At 74.3% G+C, this 15,626-nt stretch carries 19 protein-coding genes; 2 read left to right on the top strand and 17 right to left on the bottom strand.

Annotation, left to right across the window (positions count from 1 at the left end; all coding sequences use genetic code 11):
• Positions 1-155: 155 nt before the first annotated feature.
• Both ABLM29_RS11325 and ABLM29_RS11320 read left to right on the top strand, forming a co-directional pair.
• The gene (locus tag ABLM29_RS11325) at positions 156-944 is read left to right on the top strand and encodes a DUF4386 domain-containing protein (protein WP_349714213.1); all 789 of its coding nucleotides are present in this window, start codon (positions 156-158) and stop codon (positions 942-944) included.
• Between the two features lie 37 nt (positions 945-981).
• Positions 982-2,253, top strand: coding sequence for an alpha/beta hydrolase family protein (locus tag ABLM29_RS11320; RefSeq protein ID WP_349714212.1), 1,272 nt, complete (start codon positions 982-984; stop codon positions 2,251-2,253).
• A gap of 47 nt (positions 2,254-2,300) precedes the next feature.
• Here ABLM29_RS11320 and ABLM29_RS11315 read toward each other — a convergent pair whose 3' ends face one another.
• The 17 genes from ABLM29_RS11315 to hisD all read right to left on the bottom strand — a co-directional run bounded on the left by ABLM29_RS11315 (position 2,301) and on the right by hisD (position 15,596).
• A complete protein-coding gene (locus ABLM29_RS11315; RefSeq protein WP_349714211.1) occupies positions 2,301-2,633 on the bottom strand; it encodes a YciI family protein in 333 nt (110 codons plus the stop codon).
• A 94-nt stretch (positions 2,634-2,727) separates the two neighbouring features.
• Complete coding sequence (locus ABLM29_RS11310) at positions 2,728-3,081, bottom strand: VOC family protein (protein WP_349714210.1); 354 nt, start codon at positions 3,079-3,081, stop codon at positions 2,728-2,730.
• A gap of 52 nt (positions 3,082-3,133) precedes the next feature.
• Positions 3,134-3,565, bottom strand: coding sequence for a DUF2752 domain-containing protein (locus ABLM29_RS11305; RefSeq protein ID WP_349714209.1), 432 nt, complete (start codon positions 3,563-3,565; stop codon positions 3,134-3,136).
• A 22-nt stretch (positions 3,566-3,587) separates the two neighbouring features.
• Positions 3,588-3,788 carry an HGxxPAAW family protein gene (locus tag ABLM29_RS11300; RefSeq protein ID WP_349714208.1) on the bottom strand — a complete coding sequence of 67 codons (201 nt, stop codon included), beginning with the start codon at positions 3,786-3,788 and terminating at the stop codon, positions 3,588-3,590.
• Between the two features lie 54 nt (positions 3,789-3,842).
• The gene (locus tag ABLM29_RS11295) at positions 3,843-4,499 is read right to left on the bottom strand and encodes a Trp biosynthesis-associated membrane protein (RefSeq protein WP_349714207.1); all 657 of its coding nucleotides are present in this window, start codon (positions 4,497-4,499) and stop codon (positions 3,843-3,845) included.
• On the bottom strand, positions 4,492-4,845 hold the full coding sequence (gene hisI, locus ABLM29_RS11290; RefSeq protein ID WP_349714206.1) for a phosphoribosyl-AMP cyclohydrolase: 354 nt from the start codon (positions 4,843-4,845) through the stop codon (positions 4,492-4,494). Before hisI ends, ABLM29_RS11295 begins: the two co-directional genes overlap by 8 nt.
• The gene (locus ABLM29_RS11285; protein WP_349714205.1) at positions 4,842-6,680 is read right to left on the bottom strand and encodes an ABC transporter ATP-binding protein; all 1,839 of its coding nucleotides are present in this window, start codon (positions 6,678-6,680) and stop codon (positions 4,842-4,844) included. The genes hisI and ABLM29_RS11285 overlap by 4 nt, the downstream gene beginning before the upstream one ends.
• Entirely contained in the window at positions 6,677-8,539 is a 1,863-nt protein-coding gene (locus tag ABLM29_RS11280; RefSeq protein WP_349714204.1) for an ABC transporter ATP-binding protein, read from the bottom strand. Before ABLM29_RS11280 ends, ABLM29_RS11285 begins: the two co-directional genes overlap by 4 nt.
• Before the next feature lie 108 nt (positions 8,540-8,647).
• Complete coding sequence (locus ABLM29_RS11275; protein ID WP_349714203.1) at positions 8,648-9,052, bottom strand: secondary thiamine-phosphate synthase enzyme YjbQ; 405 nt, start codon at positions 9,050-9,052, stop codon at positions 8,648-8,650.
• 218 nt (positions 9,053-9,270) lie between these two features.
• A complete protein-coding gene (locus ABLM29_RS11270) occupies positions 9,271-9,732 on the bottom strand; it encodes a VanZ family protein (RefSeq protein WP_349714202.1) in 462 nt (153 codons plus the stop codon).
• A 110-nt stretch (positions 9,733-9,842) separates the two neighbouring features.
• Positions 9,843-10,211, bottom strand: a complete 369-nt coding sequence (locus tag ABLM29_RS11265) for a hypothetical protein (RefSeq protein ID WP_349714201.1) — start codon at positions 10,209-10,211, stop codon at positions 9,843-9,845.
• A 36-nt stretch (positions 10,212-10,247) separates the two neighbouring features.
• The gene (hisF, locus tag ABLM29_RS11260) at positions 10,248-11,018 is read right to left on the bottom strand and encodes an imidazole glycerol phosphate synthase subunit HisF (protein ID WP_349714200.1); all 771 of its coding nucleotides are present in this window, start codon (positions 11,016-11,018) and stop codon (positions 10,248-10,250) included.
• Between the two features lie 3 nt (positions 11,019-11,021).
• Positions 11,022-11,771, bottom strand: coding sequence for a bifunctional 1-(5-phosphoribosyl)-5-((5-phosphoribosylamino)methylideneamino)imidazole-4-carboxamide isomerase/phosphoribosylanthranilate isomerase PriA (gene priA / locus ABLM29_RS11255; protein WP_349714199.1), 750 nt, complete (start codon positions 11,769-11,771; stop codon positions 11,022-11,024).
• A gap of 10 nt (positions 11,772-11,781) precedes the next feature.
• A complete protein-coding gene (hisH, locus tag ABLM29_RS11250; protein WP_349714198.1) occupies positions 11,782-12,426 on the bottom strand; it encodes an imidazole glycerol phosphate synthase subunit HisH in 645 nt (214 codons plus the stop codon).
• Positions 12,427-12,538: 112 nt separating this feature from the next.
• Complete coding sequence (hisB, locus tag ABLM29_RS11245; RefSeq protein ID WP_349714197.1) at positions 12,539-13,147, bottom strand: imidazoleglycerol-phosphate dehydratase HisB; 609 nt, start codon at positions 13,145-13,147, stop codon at positions 12,539-12,541.
• Complete coding sequence (locus tag ABLM29_RS11240) at positions 13,144-14,298, bottom strand: histidinol-phosphate transaminase (RefSeq protein WP_349714196.1); 1,155 nt, start codon at positions 14,296-14,298, stop codon at positions 13,144-13,146. The genes hisB and ABLM29_RS11240 overlap by 4 nt, the downstream gene beginning before the upstream one ends.
• Positions 14,295-15,596, bottom strand: coding sequence for a histidinol dehydrogenase (gene hisD / locus ABLM29_RS11235; protein ID WP_349714195.1), 1,302 nt, complete (start codon positions 15,594-15,596; stop codon positions 14,295-14,297). The genes ABLM29_RS11240 and hisD overlap by 4 nt, the downstream gene beginning before the upstream one ends.
• Positions 15,597-15,626: the final 30 nt, after the last annotated feature.

Genomic DNA, 15,626 nt, shown 5'->3' with positions numbered 1-15,626 from the left:
GGCCGGTCCGACCAGCGTAGGAGAGCCCCCGGACGGGCGGTGGCCGGAACGGTCAACGGATCGGCCGCGGATGCCAAGACCCGGGCGGCGCCGGATCCGTAGCTTCCGAGGTGTCAGCAGTCCTCACCACCAGACACCCACCCGCAGGAGGAGCCATGACCGCGACCGCCACCACCTCGCCCGCCCCGTCGCACGAGGCGGGCCCGACCGGACCCGCGCCGTCCCGGCGGCTGCGACGCCTGAGCAGGGCCGCCGGGGTGCTGTACCTCGCGATCTTCGTGATCTACCCGCTCGCCGTCGCCGTGCGCTCGACCCTCGTCGTCCCCGGCGACGCCGCGACGACGGCCGCGAACATCGCCGCCGACGAGACGCTCTTCCGCTGGGGACTCGCCGGTGAGTCCGCGGTCGTGCTGATCGAGGTCCTGCTCGCGGGGGTGCTCTACGCCCTGCTGCGCCCGGTCAGCCGCGCCGGGTCGCTGGCCGCCGCGCTCGCCCGGGTGGCCGAGGCGGTCGTGATGGCCGCCGGCCCCATCGCGGCCGGTGTGGTCACCCTGGTCCTGGTCGGCGGTGGCGGCTACCTCGCGGCCTTCGAGCCCGACCAGCGCGACGCGCTCGTGATGGTCTTCCAGGAGGCGAACGACGGGATGGTGCTGGTCTGGGGCTTCTTCTTCGGCCTCTCCCTGGTGCTCACCGGGTGGCTGGTGCACCGCTCCGGCTTCCTGCCGCGCCTGCCCGGCGTGCTGCTGGCGCTCGCCGGCGCCGCCTACCTGCTGCAGAGCTTCGGCACCTTCGTCGCCCCCGGGGCGGCCGACCTGTGGGACGCGGTCGTGCTGGTCGCGGCGATCCCCGGCGAGCTGGTCTTCGCGCTGTGGCTCCTGGTCAGGGGCGTCGACGCGGACCGCTGGGCCGCCGCGGCGGACCGTGCCCGGGACGCCCGGGTCTGAGCCGGCCCGGCTCGGAACGATCGAGGAGGGGACGACGATGAGCACGGTACGACGGGTGCTGGGCCGCTCGATCCGCGCCGCGGGTCGCGGGGCGCTGGTCGCCGGGGTCGCGGGCGTGGTGCTCGTGGGCCTCGTCGCCCAGTCGGCGGCGTACCTGCTGGGCTATGCGGCGCCCACCGCGGACGGCGCGGCGGAGCGGGCCGCGTACGTCGGGCTCGATCACGCGGCGCCGGGTCCCCACCGCGTCGGCGTCCGGCGGATCGGCTCCGACGACGCGCCGATGGACCTGACGGTGTGGTACCCGGCGGTCGGGTCGACCGACGACGCCGAGCCGCTGACCTACTCCTACGCGCTGACCGCGCTCGGCGGCACCGCGACGGCGCTGGCCACCTACGAGGGCCGCGGGCGGCTCGGCGCGGCGCCCGACCTGGCCCGCGGGCCGTACCCGCTGGTGCTGCTCTCCGCCGGGTTCGCGATCACTCCCGAGAGCTACGCCTGGCTGGCCGAGCACCTGGCCTCCCACGGCCTGGTGGTGGCGGCACCGGCCCACCCGGAGACCCTCGACCCGCGGACGCTCTGGCGCTCGACGATCGAGCGGCCCGCCGCGGTCGCCCGGGCCCGCGCGTACCTCGAGGCCGAGGCCCGCCCCGGCGGCGACCTTGCCGGGTCGGTGGACCCGCGGCGGGTGGCGGTGATCGGCCACTCCTACGGCGGCTACACGGCGCTCGCCTCGGGCGGCGCCCGGCTCGACGCGGACGCCTTCGCCGCGGGGTGCGTCGAGGCCCGCGCGACCGACGACCCGCTGGTCTTCCTCTGCGACGCGCTGGAGCCGCGGATGCCGGAGGTCGTCGCCGCGACCGGGAACGGCGGACCGGCGCCCGAGCCGGTCGACGCCGTGGTCTCCCTGGCCGGGGACGCCGCGATGTTCGGTGGGGCCGGCCTCGCCGGGGTGACCGCGCCGGTGCTCACCGTCGGCGGCACCGGGGACGACGACTCACCGTTCCGATGGAGCACCCGGCTGGCCTACGAGGGCGTCGCCAGCGTCCGCAAGGCCGAGGTCGCGCTCGAGGGCGCCGCCCACTTCGTCTTCACCGGCGAGTGCGACCGCGCGCGTCGGGTCGTGGCCCTGGTCCCCAACGGGTTCTGCGGCGACCCGGCCTGGGACCGCGCCCGGGCGCGGGCGGTGGTCCGGCACTACGTGGCGGCCTTCCTGCTCGCCGAGCTCGGCGGCGACGGGTCCGCCCGCGGGGCGCTCGCCCCCCGCCGCGGGTCGCCCGAGGGCGTCGGCTACCGCGCCGTCGGGTACTGAGCTCCGCCGTGCCGCCCGGCTGCCGGTGTCGTCCGCGCACACGCGGGTCACCCGACCAGGAACGGACGCACCTCGACGACGCGGGCGCAGGACCTCGACCCGTCGGCGCCGACCTCCAGGGCGACGTCGAGGTCGGGGACGTCGATCACCCAGAAGCCGCCCAGGTACTCCTTGGACTCCAGGAACGGCCCGTCGGTGAGCAGCGGGCCGTCCGGGCGCCGGTTGTCGACCACGGTGGCGGACTGCGGGTCGGCGAGGCCGCCCGCGAAGACCCAGTAGCCGGCGGAGCGGAGCCGGTCGTTGAAGCCGCGGATGGCGGTCATCTCGTCCTCGGTGGCCGAGTCGGAGGTCTCGTCGATGACGGAGAGCAGGTACTGCACGGGGACTCCTCGTGGTCGCGGTCGGGCTGTCACCCTCTCCACGAACGGTGCCGGCCCGATCCGACACCCGCCGTACCGACCGCGTCCGGCGGTCTCAGGCGGGCTGCCAGAGCTCGATGCGCCGGCCCTCGGGGTCGGTCACCCACCCGAACCGGCCGACCCCCTCCATCTCCTCCGTCTCCTCGGCCACGTCGGCACCGAAGTCGCGCAGCTGGGCGAGCATCGCGTCGAGGTCACGGACCCGGAAGTTGAGCATCGTCTGCTGCTCGCGGGCGCCGAAGTAGTCGGTGTCGGGCTCGAAGGTGGCGAACACGGTCGGCCCGGCCTCCTGCTGCCACAGGCCCTCGCCGGCGTCGTCCAGCCCGAGGCAGTCGCGGTACCAGGCGCTCAGGGCGTCGGGGTCCGCCGCACGGAGGAAGTAGCCGCCGATGCCGAGCACGCGCTCCATGCGCCCAGACTGCCAGCACCGGCGCGGACCGACCACCCGGTCCGCTCGGGGGTCAGGGCGCGAGCCAGGCCCCGGCCGGGGTGTTCCGGAGGACGCTGAAGACCACCATGGCCACGATCAGCACCGCGGAGGCGCGGTTCGTCGCCTCCGCCGACGGGCTCCACGACCGGCCGGTCCAGCGCCCGGCGCTCCACCGGTAGAAGAGGTAGGCGAGCAGCGGGATCGAGGCGACGAACAGCAGGTTGCTCGACGCGGCGTCGACGATCCGCAGGTTGCCGAGGTCGTTCACCGCGCGCAGGCCGCCGCAGCCGGGGCACCAGAAGCCCATCGCCGCCGTCGGGCACAGGCCCCACGACCCCTGCTCGTGCGGGTCCCGCAGGTGCAGCGCCAGGGTGGCCGCGGCCAGCCCACCGGCGACGGCCGCCGGCGCCACCATCCGGCGCCACCTGGCGGTGGCGCGGAGGGCGACCGGCGCTGCCGTCATCCCAGCGGCTCGCGGGCAGGCCTCAGTGGGCGGACTCGTGCAGGCCCATCTTGGCCATCACGAGGAACGCGACGGCGGCCACACCGACCAGGCCCGCGCCCACCCAGAACAGGACGTAGTTGATCGGCGAGAGCGCCACGCCGACGCCACCGACGACGAACCCCACGAGGGCGATCAGGACAGCGGTCCAGGCCGCCGGGGTGTTGCCGTGGTTGTCGGCCATGTGTCAGCTCCTCGTGCTCAGTGGTGACGCCCGGGAAGAGCGCCGCGGCAGATTCTACGCAGTCGGGTCGGAGCCCTCGTCGAGGGACTTCCACACATCGAGGTGCGAGCGCTCCTCCGGCGGTACGGCGGCGTCCTCGGCGGGCTCCGCGTCGTCCCCCGCGGAGCCGCCCGGGGCGTCGTAGCGGCTGCCCATCTCGGGCCACGCCGGCGCGAACCGGACCGCGGCGACGCCGGCCGCCGCGGCCAGCAGGCCGCCGACCAGCGTCGCCCACATCCACGAGGTGGGGTCCAGCGGCACGTCGGTCGCCACGGCCGTGCCGATCCGGTCGGCGATGTCCGCCGCGGCGTCGTCGTCCTGGACGAACCCGCCGACCACGACCACGGCGACGATGCCCAGCCCGGCCAGCGCGGCCAGCGCCGCCACGATCCGCCGGAACGTCCCGCGGGCGACCAGCACCACGCCCCAGCAGGCCAGCGCGACCAGCGCCAGGGCCCCGGCCAGCGGGAACTCGACGCGGTTGACGTCGGCGTACGCCTCGCCGCCGAAGACGGCGGAGCCGACGCCGGCCCAGTAGGAGTCGGGCACCGTCAGCATCGCCCGGTGGCCGCCGACGGCCGCCAGCCCGGCGCCGGCGAGCCCGGCCAGGACCACCGGCCCGAACGTACGGCGGGGCGAGCGCCCCGGCTGGGCGTCGTCGGCGTCAGCCACCGAGCAGCCCCTCGTCGAAGCAGGTCCGCGCGCCGGTGTGGCAGGCCACGCCGACCTGGTCGACCTTGACCAGCAGCGTGTCGCCGTCGCAGTCGAGGCGCACCTCGTGGACGTGCTGCGGGTTGCCCGAGGTCTCCCCCTTGACCCAGTACTCCTGCCGCGAGCGGCTCCAGTACGTCGCCCGGCCGGTCGTCAGCGTGCGGTGCAGCGCCTCGTCGTCCATCCATGCCAGCATCAGCACCTCGCCGGTGTCGTGCTGCTGCACCACCGCCGGCACCAGCCCGTCGGCGGTGCGCTGGAGGCGGGCGGCGATCGCGGGGTCGAGCACGGGGTCGGGCGTGGTCACCGGTCGATGATAGGCGTGCTCTCCTGGGCCCCGTGCTGCGCCACCCACGAGCGGTACAGCCCCGCGTAGACGCCGTCGGGGTCCGCGACCAGCGCCGCGTGCGGGCCCTGCTGCACGATCCGGCCCTGGTCGACCACGACCACCTCGTCGGCGGCCTCCGCGGTGGAGAGCCGGTGGGCGATCGTGACCGAGGTGCGGCCCGACATCAGCCGCTCCAGCGCCCGGCCGATCCGCATCTCCAGCTCCGGGTCCACCGCGCTGGTCGCCTCGTCCAGGACCAGCAGGTCGGGGTCGGCGAGCTGGGCGCGCAGCAGCGCGACCAGCTGGCGCTCACCGGCCGAGAGCGACTCGCCACGCTGGCCGACCGGCGTGGCCAGGCCGTGCGGCAGCCCGTCGAGCCAGTCCCCCAGGCCGAGCTCGGCGGCCGCCGCGGTGATCTGCGCGTCCGTGGCGTCCAGCCGCCCGTAGCGGACGTTGGCGGCGACCGTGTCGTCGAAGAGGAAGCCCTCCTGCGGCACCAGCACCACGCTGGCCCGGAGGCTGGACTCGGCGACCCGGCGCAGGTCCGTGCCGTCCAGCAGCACGCGCCCGGAGCTCGGGTCCATCAGCCGGGTCAGCAGCTTGGCCAGCGTCGACTTCCCGGACCCCGTCTCGCCGACCACCGCGACCCGGCGCCCCGCCGGGATCGAGAGGTCGATGTCGCTCAGCACCGGACGCCCACCCGGGTAGGCGAAGCAGACGCCCTCGAAGTCGACGTCCACCGCGCGGTGCGGCAGCGAGACCCCGTCCGGACCGGGGTCGACCAGGTCGGCCGGGGTGTCCAGGATCCCGATCACCCGGCGCCAGCCCGCGATCGCGTTCTGGGCGTCGGTGAGGATCTGGGTGCCCATCTGCACCGGCCCCACGAACAGCGTCACCAGGAACGCGAACGCCAGCACCTCGCCGGCGGTGATGCTGCCCTCGCTGCTCCCCCACAGCCGGCCCTGGCCGAGCCAGATGCCGACGATCAGCACGCCCGCGTTGGCCAGCCCCGCGGAGATGCCGCCGAGGGAGAACGAGAACGCGGTGAACCCCTGGGCGCGGGTGCTGGCCGCCTTGTGCGCGTCGATGGCGGCGTCGATCCGGCGCTGCGTGCGGTCCTCGACCGCGTAGGAGCGAACCACCGCGGCGCCGACCACCGGCTCGGAGACCGCGGAGAGCAGCACGCCGACCTGGCGTCGTACCGTGCCGTAGGCGGCGGAGAGCTTGCGCTGGAAGTAGCGCAGGCTGAGGAAGAGCGGCGCGAAGCAGAGCCACACCACGAGGGCGAGCTGCCAGCTGTAGACGACCATCACCACGGTCGCGACCAGGACCTGGCCGACGCTGACCACGGCGAGCAGGCCGCCGAAGACGAGGAACTGGCTGATCTGGTCCACGTCGCTGGTCACCCGGGAGACCAGGGCCCCGCGGCGCTCGGTGTTCTGGGTGAGCAGCGGCAGGTCGTGCACGTGCCGGAACGCCTTGACCCGGAGCGTGGCCAGGCCGCGCTCGGAGGTGTCGAAGAGCCGGGCCGTCATCTTGTACGACGCCCAGCCGGCGACCACGATGCCGCCGGCCGCGAGCAGCGCCATCGTCGTCGTGTAGCCGACGTCCGGGCCGCCGGACGCCCGCAGGCCGCGGTCGACGGTCTGCTGCACCGCGATCGGCACGACGATCTGGCCGAGCGCGGCGACGAGGGCGAGCAGCAGCGTGACGCCGATGCCCTCGGCCAGCTCCGGGGAGTGCCGCACGCCCTTGCGCAGGGTCTCCCAGGCGCCGATCTCCTCGCCGGTGCTGAGGCTGGTCCCGCTGCTCATGCGGTCACCTCCTCGGTCTCGTGGTGCTCGGCCTCGTAGGCGTTGACCAGGCGGGCGTAGTCGGCGTTGCGGGCGACGAGCTCGGCGTGCGGGCCGCGGTCCACGATCGCCCCGCCGGAGAGGAAGAGCACCTCGTCGGCCAGGCCGATCGTCGCCTTGCGGTAGGCGACGACGACCAGCGTCGCGTCCTCGCCGGTGGCGTCCGCCCCGGGGGCCTCGGGCCCGTCGGGGTCGCCGCCCCGCTTGAGCGCGGCCAGGATCCGGGCCTCGACCTCGGGGTCGACCGCGGAGGTGGCGTCGTCGAGGAGCAGCAGCCGCGGCCGGCGGACCAGGGCGCGGGCCAGCGAGATCCGCTGCCGCTGGCCACCGGAGAGCGACGTGCCACGCTCGCCCAGCCGGGTGTCGAGCCCGTCGGCCAGCGCCGCCACGAAGCCGTCGGCCTGGGCGGTGCGCAGCGCGGACCAGATCTCCGCGTCGGAGACGTCGGCACCGAGCGTGATGTTGCCGCGCACGGTGTCGTCGAAGAGGAAGGCGGTCTGCGGGACCATGCCCAGCACGCGCGCCAGGGCGCCGCGGTCGAGGTCGCGCAGGTCGGTGCCGTCCACCCGGATCGCGCCGGCGTCGACGTCGACCAGCCGGGTGAGCAGCGTGGTGAGGGTGCTCTTGCCCGACGCGGTGGCGCCGACCAGGGCGACCGTCCGGCCGGGTTCCACGGTGAAGGTCAGGTCGCGCAGCAGCGGCCGGGAGGCGTCGTACCCGAAGCCGACGCCGTCGACCTCGAGCCGCACGCCCGAGCGCGACGGCGCGACCACGCCGTCGCCGTACGCCATCGAGCCGGTGGCGGCGAGCACCGAGGAGACCCGCTGGTAGCCGACCACGCTGCGCGGGAACTCCCCCAGCAGCCAGCCGATCGACCGGATCGGGAACGAGACGACGGTGAGCAGGTAGGAGACGGTGACCACGTCGCCGGCCTCGGTGGCACCGCTGAGGACCCGCTGCACGCCGATCACCAGCACCACCAGCACGGCCAGGTTCGGCAGCGCGGCGAGGGTCGGGTCGAAGGCGGCCCGGATCCGGCCGACGCGGATGTTGGCCTCGCGCAGCTCGGCGGCCTTGGCGGAGAAGCGGGCGGTCTCCTCGGGCTCGCGGCCCAGGGTCTTGACCACCATCGCGCCGTCGAAGGACTCGTGGGCGATCTCGCTGAGCTCGGCGCGCAGCTGCTGGGCGCGGGTGGCCCAGCCCTGGGCGAGCCGCTGGTAGACGACGTTGGTGAGGATGACGAGGGGGAAGACCAGCAGGCCGACGGCGGCCAGCACCAGGTCGGCCAGCAGCATCTGGACGACCGCGATCACCATCATCGCGATGGTGCCCACGGCCATCGGCAGCGGCGCGATCGGCCCCCACGCGGCCTCGACGTCGGCGTTGGCGTTGGAGAGCAGCTCGCCGGTCGGGTGCCTCTGGTGCCACGACATCGGCAGTCGCAGGTACTGGCGGGTGACCGCGCGGCGGCTGTGCGCCTGCATCCGGTACTGCATCACGCCCGCGCCGAGGCGGCGCGCGACGATGCCGACCGCACGCAGGATCGCGACGCCGACGAAGAGGCCGAGCACCGCCCAGAGCATGTCGGCCCCGATCTCGCCCGTCTTGAACGCCGGCAGCACCACGTGGTCGGTGGCCCAGCCCAGCACCCAGGCGTCGGCGACGGTGAGCGCGCCGAACAGCACGCTGCCGATGGTCGAGACCGTGAAGATCAGCGGCTCGCGCTTGATCGCGACCCACAGGACCCGGAATCCGGCACTCGTCGTGCCCCGGACCTTCCCGTCGGGTCGACCCCGCCTTGCCGTCCGCTGTTCCGCCACCCGCTCCTGCTCTCCCGATTCGCGTGCGCCCGATCGCGCGCAACTCGGGACAACGCCGCACCCGGGCCCGCGTATTCCGGCCCCGGCCGGTCGTCGCCCCGGTGGGTGTCACCCTGCCAGGAAGCTGAACCGCACCTCACGCCGGGTGTTGTCGACGTTGAGGTCGACCAGGCAGACGCTCTGCCAGGTGCCCAGCGCCAGCCTGCCGTGGAGCACGGGGACGGTCGCGTACGGCGGCACCAGGGCCGGCATCACGTGCGAGCGGCCGTGCCCGGGGCTGCCGTGACGGTGCCGCCAGCGGTCGTCGGCCGGCAGCAGGTCGTCGAGCGCCGCCAGCAGGTCGTCGTCGCTGCCCGCGCCGGTCTCCAGGATCGCCAGCCCGGCGGTGGCGTGCGGCACGAAGACGTGCACCAGCCCGTCGCCGCGGCCGGCGACGAAGGCCGAGACGTCGCGGGTCAGGTCGAGGACCACCTCGTCGCCGCCGGTGATGTAGGTGTGCACCTCGGAGTCCATGCCGACGATCCTTGCAGGTGGCGCCGTCGCGGCGTCCCGTCGGCGGCGGGTCGTGTGCCTGAGGCATCGGGATAGAGGGTTGCCGGGCACACGACGCGGTCCGCACCCGCGCCCAGCTTGGGTCGTGTGCGCCAGGCACCGGCCTAGCGGGTTCTCAGGCACACGACTCACGCCACCGCGGCTTGTCCTTGGGGCGCGGCGGCCCCGCGGGCACCTCCTCAGGCCCGGCCGGCCAGGTCCCGGGTGCGCGCCCGCGCCCGTCGCCGCCGGAGGGTGGCGGGAGCGGTGAGCACCAGCGCGAACGCGACGCCGACCACCGCGCCGAGGCCGTTGGCGAGCAGGTCGCGGTCGTCGGGTACCCGGCCGGGGATCTGCGTCTGCAGCGACTCGATGCCGATGGTCATCGCGAACGAGGCGAGGATCGCCAGCCACCACCCGCCGGCGCCGAAGAGGAGCAGCAGGAAGACGCCGATCGGGACGAACAGCGCGATGTTGGCGAGGAACTCGAACTCCGCGTAGCCGACGGACTCGAGGTATCCGCGCCGGTGCAGCGCGTCGAGCACCCGCTGCACGAGCTCGGCGGTGCGCGCGTGGTCGGCCTGCGGCGTCAGGGTCAGCCAGCCGACGAAGACCAGGTAGGCGCCCGTGAGCAGGCTGAGCAGCGGATGGCGGTGGAGCATCGGTCCAGTGTGCCGGGGCACCCGCGAGTCGGCACAAACTGACGCTCCCGGATGGCCGAGTCGGCACAAGTTCACGCTCGGCGAGCGTCAGTTTGTGCCGACTCGCGGGCTCAGGGGAGGTGGTGCGGCTTCGGGAGGGGCCGGACGATCCGCACGGTCATGTGGAACGACTTGGACGAGGCGCCCTGGATGACGGCCAGGAAGCCGTCGGCGCCGTCGGCGAAGACCTCGCGACCCTGCGGCGACCACGGGTCGGGCGGGTTGAACTCCCAGGCGGCCCGCAGGGCGGCCTCCATCGCCTCGTCCCGGCTCTGGAAGGTCAGCCGGCCGAACTGGAGCTTGGTCGGCGGCTTCGCGTCGCCCCGGCTCGTGAACTCGATGACCACCCGCCAGGGCCCGACGGCCCCCGGCTCGGGCGGGGCGGGCGCGGCTGCGGGCCCGCCGTCGGACCCGTCCGGGTCGTAGACCTCGTACCCCATGCCGCCCCCAGCGAGTAGACGTTCCCCGGTCGCGCGTCAGCGCACCGGCTGCCCGGCGTCGCGCAGGGCGTCCTTGACCTCGCCGATCCGCAGCGTGCCGAAGTGGAACACCGTCGCCGCCAGTACGGCGTCGGCGCCGGCCTCGACCGCCGGCGGGAAGTGTTCCACGGCGCCGGCGCCGCCGGAGGCGATCACCGGGATCGACACCTCCGCGCGGACCGCGCGGATCAGCTCCAGGTCGAACCCGTCGGTGGTGCCGTCGGCGTCCATCGCGTTGAGCAGGATCTCCCCCGCACCCAGCTCGGTGGCGCGCACCGCCCACTCCAGGGCGTCGAGCCCCGCGGAGGTCCGGCCGCCGTGGGTGGTCACCTCGAAGCCCGACTCGGTGCGGGCGTCCCCCTGGACGCGGCGGGCGTCGACGGAGAGCACCAGCACCTGGTTGCCGAACCGGTCGGCGATCTCGGCGATGAGCTCGGGCCGGTCGATGGCGGCGGTGTTGACCGCGATCTTGTCGGCGCCGGCCCGCAGCATCCGGTCCACGTCGTCGACCGAGCGGATGCCGCCGCCGACGGTGAGCGGGATGAACACCTGCTCGGCGGTGGCGGAGACGATCTCCAGCGTCGTCGCCCGACCCTCGTGGGAGGCGGAGATGTCGAGGAAGGTCAGCTCGTCGGCGCCCTCGGCGTCGTAGGTGCGGGCCAGCTCGACCGGGTCACCGGCGTCGCGCAGGGACTTGAAGTTGATCCCCTTGACGACCCGGCCGGCGTCGACGTCGAGGCACGGGATCACCCGGACCGCGAGGCTCATCCGTCAGCCCTGCCCGGCGGGTGCCGCGGGGAGGGTCAGCGCGAGCGCCTCCTCCAGCGTGAACTGGCCGGTGTAGAGCGCGGTGCCGGCGATGGCGCCCTCGACGCCGACGTCGACCAGCCCCATCAGCGCCCGGATGTCGTCCAGGGTGGTCACGCCGCCCGAGGCGACCAGCGGCCGGTCGGTGGCGGCGGCGACGTCGCGCAGCAGCTGCAGGTTCGGGCCCTGGAGCATGCCGTCCTTGTTGACGTCGGTGACCACGTAGCGGGCGCAGCCCTCGGAGTCGAGGCGGGCCAGCGTCTCGTACAGGTCGCCGCCGTCGCGGGTCCAGCCGCGCGCGGCCAGCGTGCGGCCGCGGACGTCGAGCCCGACGGCGACCCGGTCGCCGAAGGTCGCGATCGCCTTCGCGCACCACTCGGGCTGCTCCAGCGCGGCGGTGCCGATGTTGACCCGCCGGCAGCCGGTCGCCATCGCGGCCTCCAGCGACTCGTCGTCGCGGATGCCGCCGCTCATCTCGACCTTGATGTCGAGGCGGCCGACGATCTCGGCCTGCAGCTCACGGTTGTTCCCGTGGCCGAACGCGGCGTCGAGGTCGACCAGGTGGATCCACTCCGCGCCGGCCTCCTGCCAGCGCAGCGCGGCCTCGATCGGGTCGCCGAACGTCTTCTCCGAGCCGTCGACGCCCTGCACCAGCTGGACGGCCTGGCCGCCCTTGATGTCGACGGCCGGCAGCAGCTCCAGGTACGCGCTCACCAGGTCCTCCTCACAGGGTGTCCACCCAGTTCCTCAGCAGTGCGGCGCCCGCGTCCCCCGACTTCTCCGGGTGGAACTGCGTGGCGCACAGGGGGCCGTTCTCGACGGCGGCGACGAAGCGGTCCCCGCCGTGCTCCGCCCACGTCACCCGCGGCTGGTGCGAGTCGGGCGTGCGGTCGTTGGTGACCAGCGTCCAGTCGCGCACCCCGTAGGAGTGCACGAAGTAGAACCGCTCGTCCTCGATGCCGGCGAAGAGTCGGGTGCCGTCGGGGGCGTCGACGGTGTTCCAGCCCATGTGCGGCACGATCGGCGCCCGCAGCCGCTCGACGACGCCGGGCCACTCGCCGCAGCCCTCGGTCTCCACGCCGTGCTCGATCCCCTTCGCGAAGAGGATCTGCATGCCGACGCAGATGCCGAGCACCGGGCGGCCGCCGGAGAGCCGGCGCGCGATGATCCGCTCGCCGCGGATCGCCCGGAGGCCCTTCATGCACGCCTCGTAGGCGCCGACGCCGGGCACCACCAGGCCGTCCGCGGCGAGCGCGGCGTCCAGGTCACCGGTCAGCGTGACCTCGGCGCCGGCGCGCTCCATCGCGCGCACGGCCGAGCGCAGGTTGCCGGAGCCGTAGTCGAGGACGACGACGGACGGCTTGGTCATCGCGCCCCCCGGTGGTTGAGGTGCGAGCGAAGCGAGCCTCGAAACCACCCCGAGGCACCAGTGGTTTCGAGGCTCGGCGCCAGGGCGCCTCGCACCTCAACCACCGGTGGCGTCACAGGGCACCCTTCGTGGACGGCACCCCGGTCTCGCGCGGGTCCAGCGCGACCGCGTCGCGGAACGCCCGGGCGAAGGCCTTGAACTGGGTCTCCACGATGTGGTGCGGCTCGCGGCCGGCGAGCACCCGCACGTGCAGCGTGAGGTGAGCGTGGTGGGCGATGGAGTCGAAGACGTGCTGGGTGAGCGAGCCGAGGTACGGCACGCCGGTACCGCCGAGCTGCACGTACTGCTGCCCCTCGGGCTCGCCGACGTGCACGGAGAACGGCCGGCCGGAGACGTCGACGACGCACTGCACCAGCGCCTCGTCGAGCGGCACCGTGGCGTCGCCGTACCGGCGGATGCCCTTCTTGTCGCCCAGCGCCTCGCGCAGCGCCTGGCCGAGCACGATCGCGGTGTCCTCGACGGTGTGGTGGGCGTCGATGTGCAGGTCACCGGCGGTCTGCACGGTCAGGTCGACCAGCGCGTGCCGCGCGAACGCGGTCAGCATGTGGTCGTAGAAGCCGACTCCGGTGGAGATGTCGTGGCGACCGGTGCCGTCGAGGTCGACCTCGACGAGGACCTTCGACTCGCTGGTCTGGCGCTCGATCCGGGCGGTCCGGCTCATGCTCGTTCTCCGTTCACTTCATCCAGGGCGTCTCGGAAGGCCGCCATCTCCTCGGGGGTCCCGACGGAGACCCGCAGCCATCCGTCCGGGCCGGTCTCCCGGATCAGCACGCCCCGGTCCAGCAGACCCTGCCAGACCGCGTGCCGGTCCGCGAAACGGCCGAACAGCACGAAGTTCGCGTCCGAGTCCGCGACCTCGTACCCGCATCCTCGCAGGTGGGAGACCAGGGCATCGCGCTCGACGCGCAGCTCGTCGACCTTCCCCAGCAGCTCCGGGGCGTGCCCGAGCGCGGCCACCGCGACCGCCTGGGTGACGGCGGAGAGGTGGTACGGCAGCCGGACCACGCGGATCGCCGCGGTGATCGCGGGGTCGGCGGCCAGGTAGCCCAGCCGGAGGCCGGCGCCGGCGAACGCCTTGCTCATGGTCCGGGTGACCACCAGGTTCCGGTAGGTCTCCAGCAGCTCCAGCGCGCTCGGCACGCCCTCGCGGCGGAACTCGCCGTAGGCCTCGTCGACCACGACGACCCCGTCGTCGCCGGTCGCCTCGCACAGCGCGGCGACGGCGTCGGGCGGCAGCGCCGTCCCGGTCGGGTTGTTCGGGCTGGGCAGGAGCACCACGCTCGGCTGCTCGCGCTTGACCAGGTCCCGGGCGGCGTCGAGGTCGATCGCGAAGTCGTCGCCGCGGCGCCCGGCCACCCACCGGGTGTGGGTGTCGCGGGCGTACTCCGGGTACATCGAGTACGTCGGCGCGAAGCTGATCGCGGTGCGCCCCGGCCCGCCGAAGGCCTGCAGCAGCTGGAGCATCACCTCGTTGGAACCGTTGGCGGCCCAGACCATCTCCGGCGTGACCCGCACCGGCGTCCCGCTGGAGGCGCGCCCCAGCTCGCCGTTCAGGTACGACGCCAGCCCGGTGCGCAGCGCGGTGAACTCGCGGTCCGGGTAGCGGTTGAGGGTGCCGGCCGCCCGCGCGGCCGCCTCCCCGATGTCCGCGACGCAGGCCGGCGAGGGGCCGTACGGGTTCTCGTTCACGTTGAGCTGCACCGGCACGTCGAGCTGCGGGGCACCGTACGGCTCGATGCCGCGCAGCTCCTCGCGCAGCGGCGGCCAGGCCGAGCCCTCCGTGGTCGCTCCCCCGTCCATGCCGCCGCTCATGCGCGGTCGGTCCGCACCGAGACCGCGGCACCGTGGCCGGGCAGGTCCTCGGCCTCGGCGAGGGTGACCACGTGGCCGCCGACCTCGGCGAGCGCGTCGGCGGAGTACTCGACCACGTGCACCGACTTGGTGAACGCGCGGACCGAGAGGCCCGAGGAGTGGCAGGCGCAGCCGCCGGTGGGCAGCACGTGGTTGGAGCCGGCGCAGTAGTCGCCGAGGCTGACCGGGGCGTAGGGGCCGACGAAGATCGCGCCGGCGTTGCGGACCCGCGCCGCCCAGGCCGGGGCGTCGGCGGTGTGGATCTCCAGGTGCTCGGCGGCGTAGGCGTCGACCACGGCCAGCCCCTGCTCGAGGTCGTCCACCAGGACGATCCCGGACTGGGCGCCCGACAGCGAGGTGCGGATGCGCTCGCTGTGCTTGGTCGCGGGCACCTGCACGGCCAGCTCGGACTCGACCGCGTCGGCGAGCTCGGTGGACGGGGTGACCAGCACGGACGCGGCCAGCGGGTCGTGCTCGGCCTGGCTGATCAGGTCGGCGGCCACGAACGCCGGGTCGGCGGTCCCGTCGGCGAGGATGGCGATCTCGGTCGGGCCGGCCTCGGAGTCGATGCCGATGAGGCCCTTGAGCAGCCGCTTGGCCGTGACGACGTAGATGTTGCCCGGACCGGTGACCAGGTCCACCTTGCGGCAGGGGCCGGTGCCGTAGGCGAACATCGCGATCGCCTGGGCGCCGCCGACGGCGTACACCTCGTCCACGCCGAGCAGGGCGCAGGCGGCCAGCACGGTCGGGTGGATCGAGCCGCCGAACTCCTTCTGCGGCGGGCTGGCCAGCGCGATCGAGCGGACGCCGGCAGTCTGCGCCGGCACCACGTTCATCAGCACGCTGGAGACCAGCGGGGCCAGGCCGCCGGGCACGTAGAGGCCGACCCGGTCGACCGGCACCTTGCGGTGGGTGACCCGGGCGCCGGGCGCCAGGTCGGTGACGACGTCGGACTCGAGCTCGTTGGCGCAGGTGGCCCGGAGGCGGCGGATCGACTCCTCGAGGCCGGCGCGGATGTCCGGGTCCAGCGCGTCGAGGGCGGCCTGCGCCGCGCCCGCGGGGACGCGGATGTCGTCGAGCCGCACGCCGTCGAACCGCTCGCCGAGGTCGAGGATCGCCTCGACCCCGCCGGTGCGGACCGCCTCGCAGATCTCATGCACCGCCGGGACCGCCGCCTCGATGTCGAAGTCGGCACGGGGCACGGCGGCGCGGTAGTCCGCGTCCGGACCGGCGCCCCGCAGGTCGATGCGCTGGATCATGGACCCAATCCTACGGTCGCCGCCATCGCC

Origin of the sequence: Nocardioides sp. YIM 152588 (assembly GCF_040191335.1) — a bacterium.
GTDB lineage: Bacteria > Actinomycetota > Actinomycetes > Propionibacteriales > Nocardioidaceae > Nocardioides.
The sequence above is the reverse complement of the archived record's forward strand: the minus strand, read 5'-3'. Positions and strand labels throughout refer to the sequence as shown.